This window comes from Jatrophihabitans sp. GAS493, assembly GCF_900230215.1.
Classification (GTDB): domain Bacteria; phylum Actinomycetota; class Actinomycetes; order Mycobacteriales; family Jatrophihabitantaceae; genus MT45.
Genome location: NZ_LT907982.1, coordinates 929609 through 948976, shown reverse-complemented (window position 1 = coordinate 948976; position 19368 = coordinate 929609). Strand labels below are relative to the sequence as shown.

Annotated in this window: 23 protein-coding genes; 21 read left to right on the top strand and 2 right to left on the bottom strand. The window is 67.3% G+C overall.

The features are described from left to right. From fliG to CPH63_RS04285, 19 genes are all read left to right on the top strand, one after another. On the top strand, positions 1–1116 hold the full coding sequence (gene fliG, locus CPH63_RS04375) for a flagellar motor switch protein FliG (RefSeq protein WP_096301737.1): 1116 nt from the start codon (positions 1–3) through the stop codon (positions 1114–1116). After that, positions 1109–1801 (top strand): FliH/SctL family protein, encoded by a 693-nt coding sequence (locus tag CPH63_RS04370; protein ID WP_096301736.1) that lies wholly within the window; start codon positions 1109–1111, stop codon positions 1799–1801. The genes fliG and CPH63_RS04370 overlap by 8 nt, the downstream gene beginning before the upstream one ends. Continuing rightward, entirely contained in the window at positions 1798–3114 is a 1317-nt protein-coding gene (locus tag CPH63_RS04365; RefSeq protein WP_096301735.1) for a FliI/YscN family ATPase, read from the top strand. Before CPH63_RS04370 ends, CPH63_RS04365 begins: the two co-directional genes overlap by 4 nt. Beyond that, positions 3114–3551, top strand: a complete 438-nt coding sequence (locus CPH63_RS04360) for a hypothetical protein (RefSeq protein WP_157749270.1) — start codon at positions 3114–3116, stop codon at positions 3549–3551. The genes CPH63_RS04365 and CPH63_RS04360 overlap by 1 nt, the downstream gene beginning before the upstream one ends. Next, the gene (locus CPH63_RS04355; RefSeq protein WP_096301733.1) at positions 3548–4600 is read left to right on the top strand and encodes an NlpC/P60 family protein; all 1053 of its coding nucleotides are present in this window, start codon (positions 3548–3550) and stop codon (positions 4598–4600) included. The genes CPH63_RS04360 and CPH63_RS04355 overlap by 4 nt, the downstream gene beginning before the upstream one ends. Next, positions 4597–6189 (top strand): flagellar hook-length control protein FliK, encoded by a 1593-nt coding sequence (locus tag CPH63_RS04350; protein WP_096301732.1) that lies wholly within the window; start codon positions 4597–4599, stop codon positions 6187–6189. Before CPH63_RS04355 ends, CPH63_RS04350 begins: the two co-directional genes overlap by 4 nt. A 66-nt stretch (positions 6190–6255) precedes the next feature. Next, positions 6256–6684, top strand: a complete 429-nt coding sequence (locus CPH63_RS04345) for a flagellar hook assembly protein FlgD (protein ID WP_096301731.1) — start codon at positions 6256–6258, stop codon at positions 6682–6684. 92 nt (positions 6685–6776) lie between these two features. Next, positions 6777–7577: a flagellar hook-basal body complex protein gene (locus tag CPH63_RS04340; RefSeq protein WP_096301730.1), complete on the top strand. Its 801-nt coding sequence runs from the start codon at positions 6777–6779 to the stop codon at positions 7575–7577. Positions 7578–7731: 154 nt separating this feature from the next. After that, complete coding sequence (locus CPH63_RS04335) at positions 7732–8079, top strand: flagellar FlbD family protein (protein ID WP_096301729.1); 348 nt, start codon at positions 7732–7734, stop codon at positions 8077–8079. A gap of 1 nt (position 8080) precedes the next feature. After that, complete coding sequence (locus CPH63_RS04330; RefSeq protein ID WP_096301728.1) at positions 8081–8851, top strand: motility protein A; 771 nt, start codon at positions 8081–8083, stop codon at positions 8849–8851. A gap of 2 nt (positions 8852–8853) precedes the next feature. Further along, positions 8854–9792, top strand: a complete 939-nt coding sequence (locus CPH63_RS04325) for a flagellar motor protein MotB (RefSeq protein ID WP_096301727.1) — start codon at positions 8854–8856, stop codon at positions 9790–9792. A 75-nt stretch (positions 9793–9867) separates the two neighbouring features. Beyond that, positions 9868–10383, top strand: coding sequence for a flagellar basal body-associated protein FliL (gene fliL / locus CPH63_RS04320; RefSeq protein ID WP_096301726.1), 516 nt, complete (start codon positions 9868–9870; stop codon positions 10381–10383). Between the two features lie 202 nt (positions 10384–10585). Further along, entirely contained in the window at positions 10586–11536 is a 951-nt protein-coding gene (locus CPH63_RS04315; protein WP_172892157.1) for a flagellar motor switch protein FliM, read from the top strand. After that, on the top strand, positions 11533–12303 hold the full coding sequence (gene fliN / locus CPH63_RS04310; protein ID WP_096301724.1) for a flagellar motor switch protein FliN: 771 nt from the start codon (positions 11533–11535) through the stop codon (positions 12301–12303). The genes CPH63_RS04315 and fliN overlap by 4 nt, the downstream gene beginning before the upstream one ends. Positions 12304–12318: 15 nt before the next feature. Continuing rightward, the gene (locus tag CPH63_RS04305; RefSeq protein WP_172892156.1) at positions 12319–12909 is read left to right on the top strand and encodes a flagellar biosynthetic protein FliO; all 591 of its coding nucleotides are present in this window, start codon (positions 12319–12321) and stop codon (positions 12907–12909) included. A gap of 20 nt (positions 12910–12929) precedes the next feature. Beyond that, positions 12930–13811: a flagellar type III secretion system pore protein FliP gene (fliP, locus tag CPH63_RS04300; protein ID WP_096301722.1), complete on the top strand. Its 882-nt coding sequence runs from the start codon at positions 12930–12932 to the stop codon at positions 13809–13811. Positions 13812–13874: 63 nt separating this feature from the next. Next, positions 13875–14144, top strand: coding sequence for a flagellar biosynthetic protein FliQ (locus CPH63_RS04295; protein WP_096304938.1), 270 nt, complete (start codon positions 13875–13877; stop codon positions 14142–14144). 13 nt (positions 14145–14157) lie between these two features. Then, positions 14158–14922, top strand: a complete 765-nt coding sequence (locus CPH63_RS04290) for a flagellar biosynthetic protein FliR (protein WP_096301721.1) — start codon at positions 14158–14160, stop codon at positions 14920–14922. Next, positions 14922–16022, top strand: a complete 1101-nt coding sequence (locus CPH63_RS04285) for a flagellar biosynthesis protein FlhB (protein WP_096301720.1) — start codon at positions 14922–14924, stop codon at positions 16020–16022. Before CPH63_RS04290 ends, CPH63_RS04285 begins: the two co-directional genes overlap by 1 nt. Here the strand turns inward: CPH63_RS04285 and CPH63_RS22060 are convergent, their stop codons facing one another. After that, entirely contained in the window at positions 16023–16160 is a 138-nt protein-coding gene (locus CPH63_RS22060; RefSeq protein WP_157749268.1) for a hypothetical protein, read from the bottom strand. A gap of 157 nt (positions 16161–16317) precedes the next feature. On the opposite strand from CPH63_RS22060, the gene CPH63_RS04280 reads away from it, so the two are divergent. After that, entirely contained in the window at positions 16318–17709 is a 1392-nt protein-coding gene (locus CPH63_RS04280) for an HNH endonuclease signature motif containing protein (protein WP_096301719.1), read from the top strand. Between the two features lie 22 nt (positions 17710–17731). On the opposite strand, the gene CPH63_RS04275 is transcribed toward CPH63_RS04280, so the two are convergent. Further along, positions 17732–18064 carry a hypothetical protein gene (locus CPH63_RS04275; protein WP_096301718.1) on the bottom strand — a complete coding sequence of 111 codons (333 nt, stop codon included), beginning with the start codon at positions 18062–18064 and terminating at the stop codon, positions 17732–17734. 179 nt (positions 18065–18243) lie between these two features. On the opposite strand from CPH63_RS04275, the gene CPH63_RS04270 reads away from it, so the two are divergent. Further along, positions 18244–19296: a glycosyltransferase gene (locus CPH63_RS04270; protein ID WP_096301717.1), complete on the top strand. Its 1053-nt coding sequence runs from the start codon at positions 18244–18246 to the stop codon at positions 19294–19296. The last annotated feature ends 72 nt before the right edge of the window (positions 19297–19368 follow it).

Sequence of the window (19368 nt, the reverse complement as noted above, 5' to 3'; positions counted from 1 at the left end):
ATGGCCGCGACTGCAACCGCCACCCCGATTCTCACGGTGGTTCCGAACGATGCCTCCGCCAACCCCGCTGCTCTGTCACTGGCCCCTGCTCCGATCGTCGCGCCCGACCCGTTGGCCGGCCTGACCGGTAAGCAGAAGGCCGCGGTGCTGATGCTGCAGCTCGGTCGCGAGGAGAGCGCGAAGGTTCTGGGCCGGCTGGATGAGGACGAGCTCGAGGAGCTCAGTGCTGAGATCGTGCGGATGGGGAAGGTGCCGACCGAGGTCTCGGTTGCGGTACTGGCCGAGTTCGCGGGGGAGTTGGCCACCGGCGCCACCACCCGCGGCGGCATGGACCAGGCCCGCGAGATGCTGATCCGGGCCCTCGGTGACAAGCGGGCCGGGGCGATCCTGGAGCGGCTCTCGGCCAGCATCGTCGAACTCCCCTTCAGTTTCATGCAGAACCTCGACTCCCGTCAGATCGTCTCCTTCCTCGGCGACGAGCACCCGCAGACGATCGCGCTGGTCCTGGCCCACCTCCCGGCGCCACTGGCCGCCGCCATCCTCACCGGACTGCCGCGCGAGCAGCAATCGGACGTGGCCCACCGCATCGCCGTGATGGACCGCACCTCGCCCGACCTGATCCGCAAGGTCGAGTCCAGCCTGGAGCGGCGCATCTCCTCCCTCGGGGTGGCCAGCGAGCTCGCCTCGGCGGTGGGTGGTGTGCGACCGCTGGTGGAGATCATCAACCGTGCCGATCGGGGCACCGAGCGGCAGATCCTCGAGGGTCTGGAGCTGCACGACGCCGACCTGGCCGACGAGGTCCGCAGCCAGATGTTCATGTTCGAAGACCTGGTCGGCCTGGAGGATCGGGCGATTCAGCTGGTGCTGCGTCAGATCCAAGCCGCCGACCTGGCCACCGCGCTCAAGGGTGTCGCGGCGAACGTCCGTGACCGGGTCATGCAGAACATGTCCGAACGCGCCGCCCTCACCCTGGCCGAGGAGATCGACGTGCTCGGTCCGGTGCGCATCCAGGTCGTCGAGGAGGCACAGGCCAACGTGGTCCGGGTCATCCGCGAACTCGAAGAGTCGGGCCAGATCCAGGTCCGCCGCGGCGACGAGGAGGAGTTCGTTGCCTAACCTTCCCGCCGCCGCCGCTGCGGTCACCTCACCGCTGCCGGAGCTCCCCGGCGCACCCAAGTTGGCGCCGCTCGGCTTCGACATCGCGACGTCGGCCGGGGTCCCGTCGACCCTGACCGAACAGGCTCGCTCCGAGGCCCGCGCCGTCGGCTACGCCACCGGCTGGTCGACCGGCGTCCGGGAGGCCCGCGAAGCGATGGCGGCCAAGCTTGCGGCCGCCGAGGCCGAGGCGGCGGCGCTGATCGCCGACACCCGCGCCCGGCTGGCCACCGTCCTCGTCGCCATCGACGTCGCCGCCACCGCGCTCGAGCAGCAGTCGGTGCCCGGGGCCGAGGAGATGGAGGAGAGCCTCATCGGCTGCGCCGTCGAGCTCACCGAGGCCCTGCTGACCCGCGAACTGAGCAGCATCGACACCGCCTCCGACGCGCTGGCCCGCACCCTGGCGCTGGCGCCGGCCGGCGAACCGGTGACGATCTCCCTCGCCCCGCGCGACTACGCGACGCTGGCCGTCGACCCGTCCGGCGCGGTCTACCCGGCCCTCGTCTCGACCTACCGCCGCAGCATCACCGTCGCCGCCGACGCATCGCTGCAGCCCGGTGACGCCGTCGTCCAGTGCGGAGCCACCACCGTCGACGGACGGCTCAGCGCCGGCATGCAGCGCGTCCGTGAGGCCCTCGCCTCATGACCACACTCCTCAACAGCGACCGCGTCGTGCACGCGCTGCACACCGCGCCGCCGGAGATCTCCGGGATCGTGTCGGAGGTCCGTGGACTCTCGGCCACCATCCGCGGCATCTCGGCCCGGGTCGGTGACATCGTGCACCTGCACCATGGCGAGATCTCGACCCCGGCCGAGGTCGTCTCGGTCCAGGGCGACTCGGCGGCCTGCCTGCCGCTCGGCACGCTCGCCGGAATCGGCAGCGGCGACCGGGTGACCAGCACCGGTGGACCGCTCGAGATCGAGGTCGGCGAGGCGCTGCTCGGCCACGTCCTGGACGGGCTCGGCCACCGCCTCGACGGCGGGAAGCTGCCCAGCGGGCTGCACACCGCAACGGTCGAGTCGACCCCGCCGGATGCACTCACCCGACAGCGGGTCGACGTCGCGATGCCGCTCGGGGTACGGGCCATCGACACCCTCATCCCGGTCGGGCGCGGCCAGCGGATGGGTATCTTCGCCGGCAGCGGCGTCGGCAAATCGAGCCTGCTCTCCATGATCATGCACGGCACCCAGGCCGAGATCACCGTCCTCGCGCTCGTCGGTGAACGAGGCCGAGAGGTCCGCGAGTTCCTCGAGGACGACCTCGGCCCGGAGGGGATGCGCAACGCAATCGTCGTCGTGGCCACCTCCGACCAGCCACCGATGGTGCGCCTGCGCGCCGCCTTCGTCGCCACCCGGATCGCCGAATGGTTTCGTGACAGCGGCAAGCAGGTGCTGCTCATGATGGACAGCATCACCCGCCTGGCCATGGCCCAGCGCGAGATCGGCCTCTCCGTCGGCGAACCACCGGCCACCCGGGGCTACCCGCCTTCGGTCTTCGCCATGCTGCCGCAGTTGCTGGAGCGCGCCGGCGGTTCGGACAAGGGCTCGATCACCGGGCTCTACACCGTCCTCGTCGAGGGTGATGACCACAACGAGCCGATCGCCGACACCGCCCGCTCGATCCTGGATGGGCACATCGTGCTGGACCGCAAGCTCGCCACCGCCGGGCACTTCCCGAGCATCGACGTACTGCAGTCGGTGTCGCGGGTCGCCAACGCGGTGACGACGCCGGAGCAGCGTGAGCTCTCCCAGGTGACCCGTCAGCTGCTCGACGCCCGACGCGACGTCAAGGAGCTGGTCGAGATCGGGGCCTACGTCGCCGGCACCAACCCGCGGGCCGATGTGGCGCTCACCCTCTGGCCGCAGCTCGAACACTTCCTTCGCCAGGGCCTGCACACCGAGGCTGACGCGACCCAGTCCTGGCAGATGCTCGCCTCGATCCTGAATCTGGAGGACTGATGGCTGCACAACGTTGGGTGACCACCCTGCTGCGCGCCCGCGCCGCCAACGAAGACCTGGCCAAGCAGCGCCTGGGCGCGGCCCGCCGCCGTGAGCAGGAGACCGCGGCCCACGCCGCGTCCGAACGCCGCCGGGCCTCCGGCCGGGCTGAGAACATCGCGCAGAGCACACCGGCTTTCCTGGCCTCGATCGTCGCCCGCCAGGCCGCGGCCGCAACCGCCGATCAGGCGCACCGTACCGCCGAGCGTGCGCGCGTCGCGGCCAACCAGTCCCTCGACGACCTGGTCGAGGCGGCTCGGGGACGCCGCACGGCCGAAGAACTGCTGGAGCGCCAGACCGCGGCCGCACTGGCCCACGAGAAGCTGGCCGGCGAGCGCGAGCTCGACGAGATCGCCGCGGTGGGCCACGCCAAGAAGATGATCGGAGGCCGCGGATGACCGCACCCACCGCTATCGCCGACGTGCTCAGCCGCGTCGCCGCGATCCAGAACCAGATCAACACGCTCGCCGGGGTCAAACCGACCACGTCCACCACCGCGACGGCGAGCACCACCGCGGCGGCGTCTTCGTCGACCTCGGGCGCCTCCGGAACCGACTTCTCCTCGCTGCTCTCCCAGCTCAACGGATCCAGCGATGCCACCGGTGGCCCCGGGGCGACCGATTCGACTTCGACGGCCACCGGTGACGCCGCCGTCTCGGCCGCCGAGTCCTACCTCGGCACGCCCTACGTCTGGGGCGGCGAGAGCTCGACCGGCATCGACTGCTCGGGGCTGACCCAGGCCTCCTACAAATCATTGGGGATCTCGCTGCCGCGCACCGCCGCCGAGCAGCAGAAGGTCGGCACCGCGGTGGACAGTATCGCCGACGCCAAGCCGGGCGACCTCATCTTCTATGGCAATCCGGCCCACCACGTGACGATGTACATCGGCAACAACAAGCTCATCGAGGCTCCCACCGAGGGTCAGAGCGTTCACATCAAGACCGTCTACGGCCACCCCTCCTCGATCCGCCGAGTCGTCTCCGACTCCAGCGTCTCCTCCGGTTACAGCTCGGCCACCTCGCCGGCGGTGAGCGGCACCGGCCTCAACGCCGCCGTGATGAAGTACTCCGCGCAGTTCAAGGCGGCCGAGACCAAGTACGGTCTGCCGACCGGCCTGCTGGCCGCGGTGGCCCAGCAGGAGTCCGGCGGCAACACGTCGGCGATGAGCAAGGCCGGCGCGGTCGGCCTCATGCAGTTCATGCCGAGCACCGCGGCCGGTCTGGGTGTCGACCCGCTGAACCCCTCTTCGGCCATCGACGGCGCGGGACGCATGTATGCCGGCCTGCTCAGCAAATACAGCGGCTCCGTCCCACTGGCTCTGGCCGCCTACAACGCCGGCTCCGGAGCGGTCGACAAGTACGGGGGCATCCCGCCGTACAGCGAGACCCAGAACTACGTAAAGAAAGTCACCGCCTTGATGACCACGAAGGGAGCGCAGCTGTCATGAGCGCAACCAACGTCGCCCTGCTCAGCGTCGCCGCCACCCCGCTCAGCCAGCCGACTTCACCGCGGGTCCAGCGCCGCAGCGAAGAGGAGTCGTCTTCGCAGCAGGAGGGCAGCACCTCGAACGCAACCACGAGCACCTCGGCGAGCACTGCAACTGGCACCGACGCCTCGGCGAGCACCGACGCGACCACCACGGCTCAGGGCAGCGAGAAGAGTGGCGCGGCGGCTCGCCGGCACTCCTCGACCGCCGCTGCGACCGAGTTCGCCGCGCTGCTGGCCGGCTCAATCGCCGCCGGTTCGGTCACTCCGGTAGCCGCGCCAACGGTGCCGTCCGCACCGAACCCGGCGACCGACGCGACGGCTGCGGTCGATCCAACCACCAGCGCCTCCGGCGACCCAGCGCTGCTGGCCGGTCTGGCCGCGCTGCTCGCCACCCCGGCCGCCGGCACCTCGACGGCCAATGTTTCAGCACCGGCCACCGCTACCGGCAGCGTCGATACGACGCTCAGCCTCGCCGATGCGACGCTCGGCTCCGCCGCGGCGCCGGCCACCGCACCGACCGCAACTGCGACGGCGACAACGCTGGCGACTGCGAGCGGGACCCCGAGCGCCGCCTTCACCGCCCTGGTGGCCGACGCGACAGCGATAGCGGCTGCCGACTCAGCCAACTCAGCCAACTCAGGCACCTCAGCCAACTCAGCCACGGCCCAGGACGCCTCGACCGCCGACCCGGAGTTGGGCGCGGCCCAGGATCCGCTGACCGCGCAGACCGGCCGACCGGCGACCGGGGCGGCCGCAACCCCGTCGGCCGCAGGCGCATCCGCCACCACCCCGGCGGCGGGCACGGCCATCCCGGCGTCCTTCGCCGCCGCGCTGGCCGCCCAATCGAGCACCGCCCAATCGAGCACCGCCCAATCGAGCACCGCCCAATCGAGCACCGCCAAATCGAGCACCCAGTCAGCCACCGCCGACGCAGCCACCGCGCCGGCTGCCGCCACTTCGGCGACGTCCGGCGTCGCCACGGCCAGCGACCGACCGGCCGTACCCAACGCGCCGCTCAGCGCGGATGCCCTGGTGGTCAGCCAGACCGGAAACTCCGTCTCGGTGCAGCAGGCGATCAACGCCCTCACCCAGCCCGTCCCGGTGGCGGCACCGGCGGCCCCGATCGCCGCCGCGGCTCCGCCGGCCGCGGTCGCCCAGCAGCTGAGCACTCCGCTGAACGCGCTCCTCGCGACGGCCAGCGGGCAGCATCAGCTCACCATCGACCTGCACCCGGCTGAGCTCGGCGCGGTGCGGGTGATCGCACATATCGAGAACGGCCAGATCAGCGTCACGCTCAACGCCGCCACCGCGAGCGGCCACGATGCCCTCAGCGACAGCCTCGGTGACCTCAGCCGGAACCTGCAGAGCCACGGCTTCACCGGGGTTGATGTATCCCTCGGCAACGGTCGCGGCGGCAACGACGACGCCTCGACCCGAGGCGGCAACGCGGGACACGGCGACGGCGGCGAGGGCGGAGCGGGGCGCGTCCAGCCCACCGCTCGGCTGCGCAGCGCCTCGACCGACACCGCACTCGATCGGCTGCTCTGAGATGACGACACGAACGATGACCTACACGAACGCACTACCGCTCAACCGGCTCAATAAGGAGAACAGATGACAAGCCCAGTTAGTTCGGTAAGCACGCCGACGGCGACGGTGCCATCGACCACGAACTTGAATGCGGCTTCGGTCGACAACACCTCGTTGTCCCCGGACGCATTCCTGCAGCTGCTCGTCGCGCAGCTGAAGTATCAGGACCCGAGCAAGCCGGTTGACACCTCGACCTTCATGAACGAGACGGCAACCCTGTCCCAGGTGCAGACCATGCAGACGCTCTCCAGCAACAGCGTGAACACGTTGAACGCGCAGCAGGTGCAGGCGGCGACGAGCATGGTCGGGCACAACATCAGCTACACCGACAGCGCCGGCAACCTCGCGACGGGCCTGGTCAGCGCCGCCACCATCTCCGGCACGACACCGTCACTGCAGGTCGGCACCAAGACGGTCGCCCTGACCGACGTCCAGCAGGTTCTCTCCAGCTAACCGCCGTTGCATCCAAAGCAGCAGTCAGCACCGGCACCACCCAAAACGTAAATCCCCCACAGCGTCACCCCCAACAAAGGAGTACCCCCACCATGTTGCGCTCACTCTTCACCGGCATCTCCGGTCTCGCAGCACACCAGCAGATGCTCGACGTCGCGTCGAACAACATCGCCAACGTCAACACCACCGGCTACAAGAGCAGCTCGGCGGTCTTCTCCGACACGCTCAGCCAGACCCTGCAGGGTGCCTCGGCCGGAACGGCCACCCAGGGCGGCACCAACGGCAAGCAGGTCGGCCTCGGTGTGAAGCTGGCCGGCGTCGTCACCGACTTCACTCAGGGCTCGACCCAGGTCACCGGCCGCGGCACCGACATGCTGGTCGACGGCGACGGCTTCTTCATGGTCTCCCAGGGCGGCGCCACCATGTACACCCGCCAGGGTTCGTACTCCCTGGACCAGGTCGGCCACCTGGTCACCCCGGCCGGTGGAATGCTGGAGGACCCGACCGGCGCGGTGATCACCCTCACCGGTCTGACCAACGGCACGTACCAGAGCTACAGCATCGCCCAGGACGGCACGATCAACGCCGTCGACTCCACCGGCGCCTCCACCCAGCTCGGCCAGATCGGCCTCGCGACCTTCGCCAACCCGGCCGGCCTGCAGAAGATGGGTGACTCCGAGTGGGCCGTCAGCGGCAACTCGGGCCCGCCGATCATCGGCGCCCCGGAGACCGGTGCCTTCGGCAAGATCACGGCCGGCGCGCTGGAAATGTCCAACGTCAACCTGGCCGCCGAGCTCACCAACCTGATCATCGCCGAGCGCGGTTTCCAGGCGAACTCGCGCGTCATCAGCACCTCGGACGAGGTCCTGCAGACGCTGGTCCAGCTCAGCTAGTAGGGATTGACCCTCGCCAGAGGGACCGCTGAATCAACGAGGCATGCGCCACGGCCGGACCTGAAGCCTTCGGGCTCAGGTTCGGTCGTGGGCAGCCGATAAAAAATTCAACGGGGCCACGGACGGCCTCTTCGAAATTCAAGGATGGATCCCTATGTTGCAGGTACATCGGTTGGGCGGCCCGGTCTTCGCCTTGAACCCCGACCTCATCGAGCGCGCCGAGGCGACGCCCGACACCGTCGTGACGCTCGTCGATGGCAACAAGTACGTCATTCAGGAATCCCTCGACGAACTCGTCGACGCGATCCGCGCCTGGCGCTCGGAGGTCATCGCGATCGCCCTGTCGATGGGCAATGACAACGCTGCGCCCATCACCGCCGGACCCAACCAGTGGCTCGCGAAGGACCCGTCGCCGCATCAGCGGCACAGTGGCTCCGGCAACAGCGGCCAGACCTCAGGACACATCTCTTCGGTAGTGGCCCTGCACCGCAAGGGAGTCTGACGTGGATCCGGCTACCTTAATCGGAATCGGAGCCGCCCTGGCCGCAGTCTTCGGATCGATGATCCTCGAAGGCAGCAGCCCGATGGCGATCTTCCTTCCGGCGCCGCTGATGCTGGTCTTCATCGGCACCATCGGTGCCGCCGTCGCCGGCGGTGTACTCCCCGACGCGAAGGCACTCCCGAAGCTCATCAAACTGGCCCTGACGGCCAAGGTGGCACCGCCCGACCGTTCGGTCGAGATCCTGGTCAAGCTGGCCGAGCGCGCCCGCCGCGAGGGCCTGCTGGCGCTGGAGGACGACGTCGCCAACATCGAGGACCCGTTCCTGAAGCGTGCTCTGGAGATGGCCGTCGACGGAACCGACTCGGCCGCCGTGGCTGAGATCCTCGGCGCCGAGGTCGACACCAAACGCGACAGCGACCGCCGCGGAGCGAAGGTCATGCAGGACATGGGCGGCTTCGCGCCGACCATCGGCATCATCGGTACCGTCATCGGCCTGATCCACGTGCTCGGCAACCTTGCTGAGCCGGCCGAGCTCGGCGCTGAGATCGCCTCGGCCTTCGTCGCCACCCTGTGGGGCGTGCTGTCGGCCAACCTCTTCTGGTTCCCGATGGGCAACCGGCTGCGCCGCATCAGCGACATGGAGTGCGCGCAGATGGATCTGGCCATCGAGGGTGTGCTGGCCATCCAGGACGGCTCCAACCCGCGCCTGGTCGAGCAGAAGCTGCACAGCCTGCTGCCACCGGTCGAGCAGAGCAAGAAGGAAGTTGCCTGATCATGAGCGGGCACGGACGAAAGAAGAAGCATCATGAGGAGGAAGAGGGTGAAGGCGGCAGCGAGCGTTGGCTAGTGACATACGCCGACATGCTCACACTGCTCCTGGTGCTCTTCATCGTTCTCTACTCGATCTCGCAGGTGAACACCTCGAAGCTCTCCCAGCTTCGGGCCTCACTCTCGTCGGCGTTCGGCGGTGGACAGCAGTCCATCCTGGACGGCAGCACCGGCCTCGGCAACGAGGAGGGCGACACCATCGCCGCCCAGCTCTCGCCGAACCAGGACAACTCGGCCTCGTCGGATAACGCCCCGACGCTGCCCAACCCGAACCTGTCGCAGTCTGCGGCCAGCGCCGCAGTCGATGCCGCGGCCGCAGCCGAGGCGGCCCAGGCGGTGGCGGCGGCCAAACAGGGCGCCGCCGCGGTCAAGGCCGAGGTCGACGAGTTCGAGAAGATCGAGAAGAGCATCGCCAAGTCACTGGCCTCCAAGGGTCTGGCCGGCGTCGCTCAGTACACCATCGACCAGCGCGGCCTGGTGGTCACCATCGTCACCAACAGCCTGGTCTTCCCCGGTAACAAGGCAACGCTGCTGCCGGGTGGCCAGACCATCCTGGACGCGGTGGTCCCGCCGCTGGTGCACATCCCGAACCCCATCGAAGTGGACGGGCACACCAACCAGCTCGGCGTGAGCACCGAACCGGAGTACCCATCGGGGTGGGAGCTCTCGTCGGCTCGGGCCTCCGCGGTGGTGCGCTTCATGGTGCAGCGCCAGGTTCCCTCCAGCCGACTGTCGGCGGCCGGGTTCTCCGACCAGCGACCGCTCTACGCACCGAGCGATCCCCGTTCGGTCGCCGGCAACCGCCGGGTCGACGTGGTGATCCTGTCGATGCTCTCGGCGACCGACAAGTCCAAGCTTCCGGTCGTCGCCGCCGCGACGCCCTGACCCACCCGATTTACCCAGACCACCGAACGTCCAGTCCAGCTACGACAACGAACAGTAAGTACCGAGGAGATCATCATGGCTATCGCCGCACCCACCGAACGCAAGGTCGTCGGTCAGTCGTCGGTCAAGACCGGCGCCGGCTCGACAGTCGGCGGAAAGAACATCCCCGGCGCGGCTACCGAGGTCGAGGAGCCGGTGAAGAAGAGCAAGAAGAAGCTCTTCATCATCATTGCCGTGGTCGTCCTAGCCCTGGGCGGTGCCGGGTACTTCTTCCTGATGCCGAAGTCCAACGCCGTCGCGGTGCCGAAGGCCGGAAACATCGTCACCATGGACGCGATGACCCTCAACCTGGCCGGCGGTCACTACCTGAAGGTCCAGGTCGCCCTCACGCTGGTGGCCGGTCACGAGGCCGGGATGGAGACCACCAAGGCCGCGAACATCATCATCGATGAGTTCAGCAACCTGACCGTCCCGCAGATCTCGAGCAAGGCCAAGCGGGAGGCGCTGAAGAAGGATCTGGTCAAGAACCTGCAAGGGGCCTACCCGGGGCAGATCTTCGACACCGACTTCATTCAGTTCGTCTCGGAGTAGTCGTCCGGATCGGATCAGGTCCCGTCGCTCAGATTCCCCTCTAACAGAACTCGTCAAAAGGAAAATCCACACATTTGGTTAGTGCGCGCAGCGTTCACGACGGCACGGATGCCGTTACCTAGCAACAGCCTCCCGGAGGGAGGTGAATACCGAACTGCGGCCACGGCTCATGTTCGGGTCCGGGCAGCCGATCAGAGATCACGTGACGGCAATCAATATCGCTGCGAAGCGTGCGCTCGCGTCCCCTCCCCGGGACGCACCTGTGGCCTACGACTTCCGTCGACCGACGAAACTCTCCCGCGAACATGTGCGGGCGTTACAGATGTGCTGCGAGCTCTTCGGGAAGCGGCTGACCACGCTGCTCACCGGAAGTCTGCGCCAGGTATGCCACATCGATCTCGTCTCGATCGAGCAGCAGAGCTACGAGGAGTACGTCACCACCCTCGAGTCCCCGACGATCCTGGCCCCCTTCTCGATCGACCCGCTGCAGGGCACCGCGATCCTGCAGTTCGCCCTCTCCACGGCGATGACCAGCATCGATCACCTGCTCGGCGGCCCCGGCGGTGAGCAGCCCGGACGAACCCTCACCGACACCGAGACCGGACTGCTCAACGACCTCATGGAGCAGATGCTGAGCGTGCTCCGCTACGGCTTCGAGTCGATGGCTCCGATGAAGACGAAGCTCGCCCCGATCGAGTACAACCCCCAGTTCGTCCAGGCTGCGGCCGCCACCGACGCCGTGGTCGTCGCCTCCTTCGACCTCACCGTCGGCGCCTCCTCCTGCCTGCTCACGCTCTGCCTGCCGCTCTCCCCGGTTGTGGCCCAACTGCAGGCCGAGCGGGCCCAGCGCAGCCACCGTGACCAGGAAGACCCGAACCGTGACGCCTCGGCCCGCAAGGTCCGGGACGGCCTCGGTGGGGTCGAGATCGACGTCGTGGTCCAGTTCGACGCGATCGCCCTGGACACCTCACGCCTGCTGACCCTGGCTGAAGGCGACGTCATCAAGCTGACCCACCGTGTCAACGCCCCGCTCACCGTCGAGGCCGGTGGCACCACCTTTGCCCATGCCATCGCCGGCAAGTCGGGCGAACGCCTCGCGGCACTCATCATCGAACCTCTCCAGACCCAACCCGCTACTCAGGAGCGCTTGTGACAGACGTACTCGCCCCATCCGCCGTCGAGCTGATCGCCGGCGTCGCCGCGGCCGCCGCTGCGGCGCTGCCCTCGGGCAGCACCCTGCACCCGGGCGAACCCTCCCGGGAGTTCGATGCCGACGAGCTCTTCGGCCAGGCCGTGGGCGTCACCTTCAGCGGTTCGCTCAGTGGTGAGTTGATCGTCGTCATCGGACGTTCGCTGGCGACGGCGCTCACCGACGGCGACGTCGACCCGGCGCAGGCGCTGGCTCCGACCGTCCAGGCGGCGGCCGCAACACTCGGCCCGGTCGCACTCGGCGAGATCACGGTCAGCGAGACGGCCGTCGCGCTCGAGCAGATTCTGCAGGGCGACACCGACGGGTTCGTCGTGCCGCTGTGGAGCGAGGAGAGCAGCATCGAGGCCGCCGTCGCGCTGCGCCTGGACGCCAGCTCCAACGCGCCGGAGAGCTTCACCCCGATCCCGGGTTCCGCCGGCGCCAAGCTCGCCGCCGCCCGCACCGCGCCGGCCGAGGTCTCGGCCCAGCGGCTGGACCTGCTGCGTGGCGTCGAGATGGACGTCACCGCCGAGATCGGCCGCACCAAGATGACCGTCTCCGAACTGCTGTCGCTGCGCGACGGCGCCGTCGTCGAGCTCGACCGTCCGGCCGGAGCGCCGGCCGACCTGCTGGTGAACGGCCGCCTCATCGCCCGCGGCGAGGTCGTGGTCATCGACGAGAACTTCGGCCTGCGCATCACCGAGATCGTCTCCGACGAGACGGGCCGCTGACCAACCATGCAGAACGTGGCCGAGCTGGGACGGGTGGTGTTATCGCTTGCCGTCGTCCTGGGATTGATGTGGGGTTTGGCGCGATTCGTCAAACGTCCCACCGCTCGGTCACGCAACGGCAAGCTGCTCGACATCGTGTCGCGCGAACAGCTCACCCGTAACTCCTCGATCGCCGTGGTCCGAGTGCTGGATCAAGCGCTTATCGTCGGCGTCACCGACGGGCAGGTCTCGCTCATCGGCGAGGTCGACCTCGAGGCCGTCGAGGTGCAACTCGCGGCCGCCGCCACTCAGTCCAAGACCAAGCGCAGCCGTGCCGTGCCGGTTGACCCGAACCCGGTCGCGCCGGTGTACATCCCGGCCGACATCCCGGGGGCGGACCTGCTCAACAAGGCGGCCCGTTCGACCGCAAAGCCTGCCGCCGCCAAGCCCGTCGCCGGGCCGGCCGCAGCATCAGCTACACATCAAGGCGCCAAGCAGGGAAGCGTTGGCGCCCCGAAGACTACGCAGGATGCGAAGTCCTCAGCTCTGTCAGGTTCGGCGTTGTCGCCGGCGACCTGGCGGCAAACGGTGGAGTCGCTACGCGACTTGACCGTCCGTACCAGGTGAGGGCGCCCCTGCGCACGTTGATGCGCTTACTTCTACTGCTGATCGCGACCGTCGTCGCCGGCATCGCAGTATTGACTCTGGGCACCGGAAGTGCGTCGGCCGCCACCGTCCCCGACAGTGTCAGTCATGCAGTGGTGGCGGGTGATCGGCAGGCCGTTCAGTTGGCGGCACCGCTGGCTGGTCCGCGGGCGGCGCCGGCCTCGCCGGCCGCACCGGCGGGCCCGTCGTCACCGACCGGCCCCACGACGATCGACGTCGGCGGCAACACCAAGCCGAGCACGTCGATCACCATCCTGCTGCTACTCACCGTCATCTCGGTGGCTCCGTCGCTGCTGCTGATGATGACGAGCTTCACGAAGATCTTCGTGGTGTTGTCGCTGACTCGCAACGCACTGGGTCTGCAGACGGTGCCGCCGAACCAGGTGCTGGCCGGACTATCTCTGTTCCTCAGCATGTTCATCATGGGGCCGGTGCTCAGCAAGGTGAACGAGCTGGGTATTCAGCCCTACATTCACGGCACCAAGAACCAGCAGACCGCCTTCCACGATGGCATGGTGCCGCTGCGAGTCTTCATGACGGCGCATACCCGTCCGGAGGAGATCGCGCTGATGCTGCGGGCGGCCAAGCTGCCGAACCCGGAGAAGATCTCCGACGTCGGGCTGACCACGCTGATTCCAGCCTTCGTGCTCTCCGAGCTGCGATCGGCGATGATCATCGGCTTCGTCATCTTCATTCCGTTCCTGGTCATCGACCTCGTCGTCTCCTCCTCGCTGATGTCGCTCGGCATGATGATGCTGCCGCCGGTGTCGGTGTCACTCCCCTTCAAATTGCTGCTCTTCGTCCTCGTCGACGGCTGGGGCCTGATCATCACGGCTCTGGTTCAGAGCTACAACTCCAGTTAGCGACGCTCACCGTGTTGCCCTCCCGCCCCCGCTCCCTTCCGTTGAATCCAAGAGGTGAATCCGATGACTGATGCCGCGATCGTCAGCCTGGCCATGAAGGTCATGATCATCACGGCCGAGTTGGCCGCTCCCGCTCTGGTCACCTCGCTCCTGATTGGATTCGCCGTCTCGCTCTTCCAGTCGGCGACCCAGATTCAGGAATTCACACTCTCCTTCGTGCCGAAGGCGCTCGGTGTCGGAGTCGCTCTGCTGCTGTCGGGGCGTTGGATGATGCACGCGATGATCACCTTCACTCACGAGCTATTCGCGCAGATTCCGTCTCTGCTGCACTGATCACGCGAAGACCATGACCGTCCAAATCGCGACCGCGAACCTGCTGGCTCTGCTGCTGGTGTCGCTGCGCGTCCTGGGTTGGACGATCTTCGCACCGCCGTTGGCCACCAGTGGTGTGCCGCGGACGGTTCAGGTGATGCTCTCGGTGGCGATCGGGCTGGCGTTGTCACCCAGCCAGGTGAAGCATGTGCCGCCGGTGGTCGACGCCTGGACCATCGTCGGGATCGGGGTCGAGCAGATCTTCATCGGGGTGGGGCTGGGATTCATGTGCCGCCTCGTCTTCACCGCGATCGAGGCGGCGGGTGGGCTCATCGACCTCGCCGGCGGCTTCTCGCTCTCCTTCGGCTATGACCCGCTGATGCAGAACCAGAGCGCCGTCTTCTCCCGTTTTCACGCGCTACTGTCCTCGACGCTCATCTTCGCCTCCAGTGCCCACCTCTTCCTGCTGCAGGGCTTCATGCGGACCTTCGACACCCTGCCGCTGGACGGGACGATCTCGATGCCGAAGCTGAGCGCGTCGCTCATTCACGGCGTGACCAACATGTTCGTCGGGGCGCTGCAGATCGCCGGACCACTGCTGGTCGTGCTCTTCATCGCCGACCTCGGGCTGGGGTTGCTCAACCGGATTGCGCCGCAGCTCAACGCGTTCGCACTGAGTTTTCCGTTGAAGATCGGCCTTACGCTCTCGCTGATCGGCTTCACGTTCCTGCTGCTGCCCCAGGTGGTTGCTCATCTGACCACGTCGGCCACTGACCTGCTCAGGGTGGTGACCGGCTAATGGCAGAGAAGCCCACCGAGGAGAGAACTGAGCAGGCGACCCCGAAACAGAAGAAGAAGGCTCGCCGCGAAGGACAGATCGGCAATACTCCTGAGTTCGGGTCATGGGTCGGCCTGCTGGTCGCCAGCTTCGTGCTTCCCCACGTCGCCGAATCGCTCATGAATACCTGCAAGATCGCGCTGTTGCAGTCGACCGAGGTGATTCAGAATCCTCAGGTGAGCCAGGTTCTGGGGATCGCCCGCAATACCGCGCAGCGCGGCATGCTGGCGGTGCTTCCGCTCGCGTTGGTCTTCATCGTCGTCTCGATCATCTCGGTCGGCGCTCAGGGTGGCATCTACTTCTCCCCGAAGGCGCTGGCGCCCAAATTTTCTCGGATGAATCCGCTGTCCGGCGTCAAGCGGATGTTCGGTCCGCATGGATGGTGGGCCGCGCTCAAGGCGCTGCTGAAGACGACCGTGGTCGGCGTCGTGGTCTACATGTCGGTGCGGAATCTGATTCCGACGCTGATCGGGGCCGGTGCGCTCTCCCTGGACACGCTGGTCTCCACCGCGATCTCGATGGCGCTGCGGGTGATGCGCGTCGCCGCCGCCGCCGGCATCCTGATGGCGATCGCCGACTACGTCGTCGTCCGTCGGCGCAACAACAAGTCGTTGAAGATGACCAAGCAGCAGGTGAAGGAAGAGAACAAGAGCAGCGACGGCAACCCGCAGCTCAAGGGGGCCATCCGCTCCAAGCAGATCTCGATGAGCCGCAACCGGATGATGGCCGATGTCCCCACCGCCGACGTTGTGATCGTCAACCCGACTCACATCGCGGTGGCCTTGAAGTACGACGCCGAGAAGGGTGCTCCCCGGGTGGTCGCGATGGGCGGGGACTACGTTGCCGCTCGGATCCGTGAGCTGGCCGAGAAGCATCGCATCCCGATGGTGGCCGACATCCCGTTGGCGCGCACGCTGTATCAGACCTGCACGATCGGCGGCGAGATTCCACCGGATCTCTACAAGGCGGTGGCGACGGTGCTCGCCTTCATCATGACGCTGAAGCGCCGGGGTTCGGCCGCCGGCACGCACACTGTGCGACCGTTGGCCCCGGCCAGATAGCTAGCCCATCCGCCAAGAGCCGCGGGCGCGCCGGGCGCGCCGGAAGCAGGCCACGACAGCCAGCACAACGGCACCCAGCACGACGGCACCCAGCACGACGGCACCCAGCAGCATTCCCTCGACGAGGATGTTCAGCACCGCGCAGGGTTCGACGTCCGGCTAGTCGGATCGACGGCACAGTGGCTGGAGTGACAGTCTTCACGTCGGCGAATCACCTTACTTTTCTTGGATTTTGTGTTTGGATTGGTCGGGTTCTCGGCGATTACTGTCGTAGCTCACCTGTACGATTAGATGCGTGGAGGGAACACCGTACGAGGGCCGCGAGGATGATTCTGTCTCCTCGCGGGTTCCGTCGTTTGCCGATGCGGTGATGTTCCCCGACGGGGTCGCCGCGTGGTTGGCCTCGCATGAGCCCGGTCCGGAGACGTCAGCCCTGTTGGGGGCGTTGGATCCCGAACGTCTTACTCATGCTGGGCGGGTGGATCTGCTGGTCGCGGTCCGTCGTCAGCATGCGTGGTTCGCGGCGACTGAGGCCGGGTTGCTGGCCTCGATCAGTGATCATGTTGAAGAGCTGGCGCCGGATCCTGAGTTGGCCTCGGAGGCGGCGCAGGCGGACGTGTCGTGCGCGTTGCAGATCCCCTCAACCACCGCCTCGTTCGCCCTGCTCCGCGCCACCACCCTGGTCCAACGGATTCCCACCACCTTCGGGTTGCTTGCTGCGGGTCGGACGACGCAGCGGCACGCGATGACCCTCGTCGGTGCGGTCACCAACATCGCTGAAGCCGACATCGTTGCCCAGGTCGAAGAAGCGGTGTTGGGCAAGGTGGAGCATCAGACGCCGGCCCAGTTCACCGGCACGCTCCGTCGGGCGGTGGCGAAGTTCAACCCGCAGACGGAGACCAGGAAGCACGAGGACGCGGTGCTGGAGCGTCGGGTGGCCCGGTTCCCCCACGATGACGGGATGGCCGCGGTCTGGGCCTACCTGCCCGCGGATGCCGCGGACGCGGTGATGGTCGCCGTCAACGCCGTCGCCGACCAGTCGAAGGCCAAGTGTCCGGATGATGGGCGGACCGCCGACCAACGCCGAGCCGACGCGTTCATCGACATCGCCCTGAACGCGTTGACCGATCCGACGCTGCCGAAATCCCACGGCATGCGCCCATCGGTTCAGGTCACCGTTGCGGCGACGACCCTGTTGGGCCTGGACGACCTCCCGGGTGAGCTCGACGGTTACGGCCCGATCCCCGCCGCCCTGGCCCGCAAGATCGCGGCCGACGCGACTGGCACCTGGCGGCGGTTAGTCACCGACCCACTGTCCGGCACCCTGCTCGATCACGGTCGGACCCGCTACACCCCACCCCAAGCCCTAGCCGACCACGTCATCACCCGAGACCGGACCTGCGCCTTCCCCACCTGCAGCCGGGCCGCGAGGCGCTGCGACTTAGATCATCGAGTGCCCTACCCAACCGGCTGTACAAGTGCGTGCAACCTCAACGCCTTATGCCGAAAACATCATCGGCTGAAGCATGAACTGGGCTGGACCATCACCCACCGCGACCACGAGGGCAACTACCACTGGAGCACCCCTACCGGCCACAGATACCGATCCATCACGCCCCCGACAGCCGACCCCGACCCCCCACCCGAAGATGACCCACCGAGCAGCAATAGGGAGACGCCTCCGTAAGGATGGGCATCGCAGTGCTGCCTTACTCCTCGTCGTCCAACCACAGCTTGTCACCGCGTTCCAAGGCGTTCGTGACTGCGAGGACCACATCAACGAGGATCGCCCGAGCTGCGACCCGACCAACCCGAACGCGGTGGAGGGGGGGGTCCGAGGCGTCAACCCTCTCTGCCTTCACGGGTGAGTTCCTGCGAACCCGAACCAAGTAGACCTTCCCATTGGGCGAGCTAACTGTGGCCTCGGCGAGCGGGCGGGAGGCGAGCTTGCGATACCAAGGCCGCTCACGGGCCAGCCTCTTCCAAGCGACGGTAGAAGCCGCGTCGCTGCCGGCTACGACTTCGTCGGGTTGATCAGGCATCCCACGAGTATGCGGGGCAATGGTCCCTCCCGCACTCGGCCGAATCGAGTTATGGAAGTCCAGTCGGCGCCCGTCACTCAGCTTCACAGGATCTCGGCCGATGGGAGGGCCAGCAGGTTTAACCGAACAGGCCCACAAGGGCCACACCAGCCGACAACCCATGCAAGGAGATCGAACCAGTGCAGCCACTGAAGATCGTCGGTTGGGCGCAGAACGGCGCCGGGCAGGGGTACTACCGCATCGCCATGCCGATGTGGGCGCTCGGCATCGCCGGTCACCAGACCATCTCGATCGATCGCAGCACCACGGGCATCAGCCCAGACATCGACGTGCTGGTCGGCCAACTCGTCACTGACGATGCCCGCGACGCGATCTGGCAGGAGATGGCCACCCGCGCCGACCGCAACTTCGCGATGATCTTCGAGATCGACGACGATCCGTGGGCGATCAACGCCGACAATCCGGCCCGCGAGTATTACACACCCGAGCGTCTGCGCGTCCTGCAGCGCAATCTCGAACTATCCGACGCCGTCACCGTGAGCACCCCGCGGCTGGCCGAGGTCGTCGGTCAGTACAACCCCAACGTGTACGTCCTACCGAACTGCGTGGACGCGTCACTCATCTTCATGCAGCGCCCCCCAACCCGCCGGCTGACTGTCGGCTGGGCCGGTGGCAGCGCACACCGCGAGGACTTCGCCAGCGTCAGCAAGGAGCTGCGCCAATTCTTCCGGCGCAACGCCAAGGTCGAGTCACACCTCATCGGCGGCCGCTTCTCCGGTCTCATCGGCCGCCCGCTGGACCGGTTCACGCCCTGGTCGGCCACCCCCGAGGAGTTCTTCCCCAAGATCGACTTCGACATCGCGATCGCGCCGCTGGCCCACAACGACTTCAACCGGGCCAAGAGCGATCTGAAGTTCGTCGAGTACGCGGCGCTGGGAATCCCGACCGTCGCCACCGATTTCGGCCCCTACGCCGACACCATCCAGCACGGCGTCACCGGCTTCCTGGCCAAGAGCCAGCGCGATTGGGGCCTCTACCTCCAAGCCCTGGTCAACGATGCCTCGCTCCGCAGTGAAATCGGGGCAAACGCCCGTAAATGGGCAGCGGGTCGCACGATCCATGGCAACTACGGCCGCTGGGAGTCGGTCTACGCCGAGGTGCTGACCAAGCTCCGCAACGACGGCCCCGGCCGCACCCCGGCAACCACCTCCGCAGAGGTATTCGCGAAATAGCTCAGGTCGGGGCTCAACCGACCGATCAGATCATTGCCAGGATGGCGAACCCAGGACTCGGACGTCCACTGC

Excerpts from the sequence above, each read along its gene's own strand:
- fliG (WP_096301737.1), top strand. The coding sequence starts at position 1 with ATGGCCGCGACTGCAACCGCCACCCCGATTCTCACGGTGGTTCCGAAC.
- CPH63_RS04365 (WP_096301735.1), top strand. The coding sequence starts at position 1,798 with ATGACCACACTCCTCAACAGCGACCGCGTCGTGCACGCGCTGCACACC.
- CPH63_RS04360 (WP_157749270.1), top strand. The coding sequence starts at position 3,114 with ATGGCTGCACAACGTTGGGTGACCACCCTGCTGCGCGCCCGCGCCGCC.
- CPH63_RS04355 (WP_096301733.1), top strand. The coding sequence starts at position 3,548 with ATGACCGCACCCACCGCTATCGCCGACGTGCTCAGCCGCGTCGCCGCG.
- CPH63_RS04350 (WP_096301732.1), top strand. The coding sequence starts at position 4,597 with ATGAGCGCAACCAACGTCGCCCTGCTCAGCGTCGCCGCCACCCCGCTC.
- CPH63_RS04345 (WP_096301731.1), top strand. The coding sequence starts at position 6,256 with ATGACAAGCCCAGTTAGTTCGGTAAGCACGCCGACGGCGACGGTGCCA.
- CPH63_RS04340 (WP_096301730.1), top strand. The coding sequence starts at position 6,777 with ATGTTGCGCTCACTCTTCACCGGCATCTCCGGTCTCGCAGCACACCAG.
- CPH63_RS04335 (WP_096301729.1), top strand. The coding sequence starts at position 7,732 with ATGTTGCAGGTACATCGGTTGGGCGGCCCGGTCTTCGCCTTGAACCCC.
- CPH63_RS04325 (WP_096301727.1), top strand. The coding sequence starts at position 8,854 with ATGAGCGGGCACGGACGAAAGAAGAAGCATCATGAGGAGGAAGAGGGT.
- fliL (WP_096301726.1), top strand. The coding sequence starts at position 9,868 with ATGGCTATCGCCGCACCCACCGAACGCAAGGTCGTCGGTCAGTCGTCG.
- fliP (WP_096301722.1), top strand. The coding sequence starts at position 12,930 with ATGCGCTTACTTCTACTGCTGATCGCGACCGTCGTCGCCGGCATCGCA.
- CPH63_RS04295 (WP_096304938.1), top strand. The coding sequence starts at position 13,875 with ATGACTGATGCCGCGATCGTCAGCCTGGCCATGAAGGTCATGATCATC.
- CPH63_RS04290 (WP_096301721.1), top strand. The coding sequence starts at position 14,158 with ATGACCGTCCAAATCGCGACCGCGAACCTGCTGGCTCTGCTGCTGGTG.
- CPH63_RS04285 (WP_096301720.1), top strand. The coding sequence starts at position 14,922 with ATGGCAGAGAAGCCCACCGAGGAGAGAACTGAGCAGGCGACCCCGAAA.
- CPH63_RS04275 (WP_096301718.1), bottom strand. The coding sequence starts at position 18,064 with ATGCCTGATCAACCCGACGAAGTCGTAGCCGGCAGCGACGCGGCTTCT.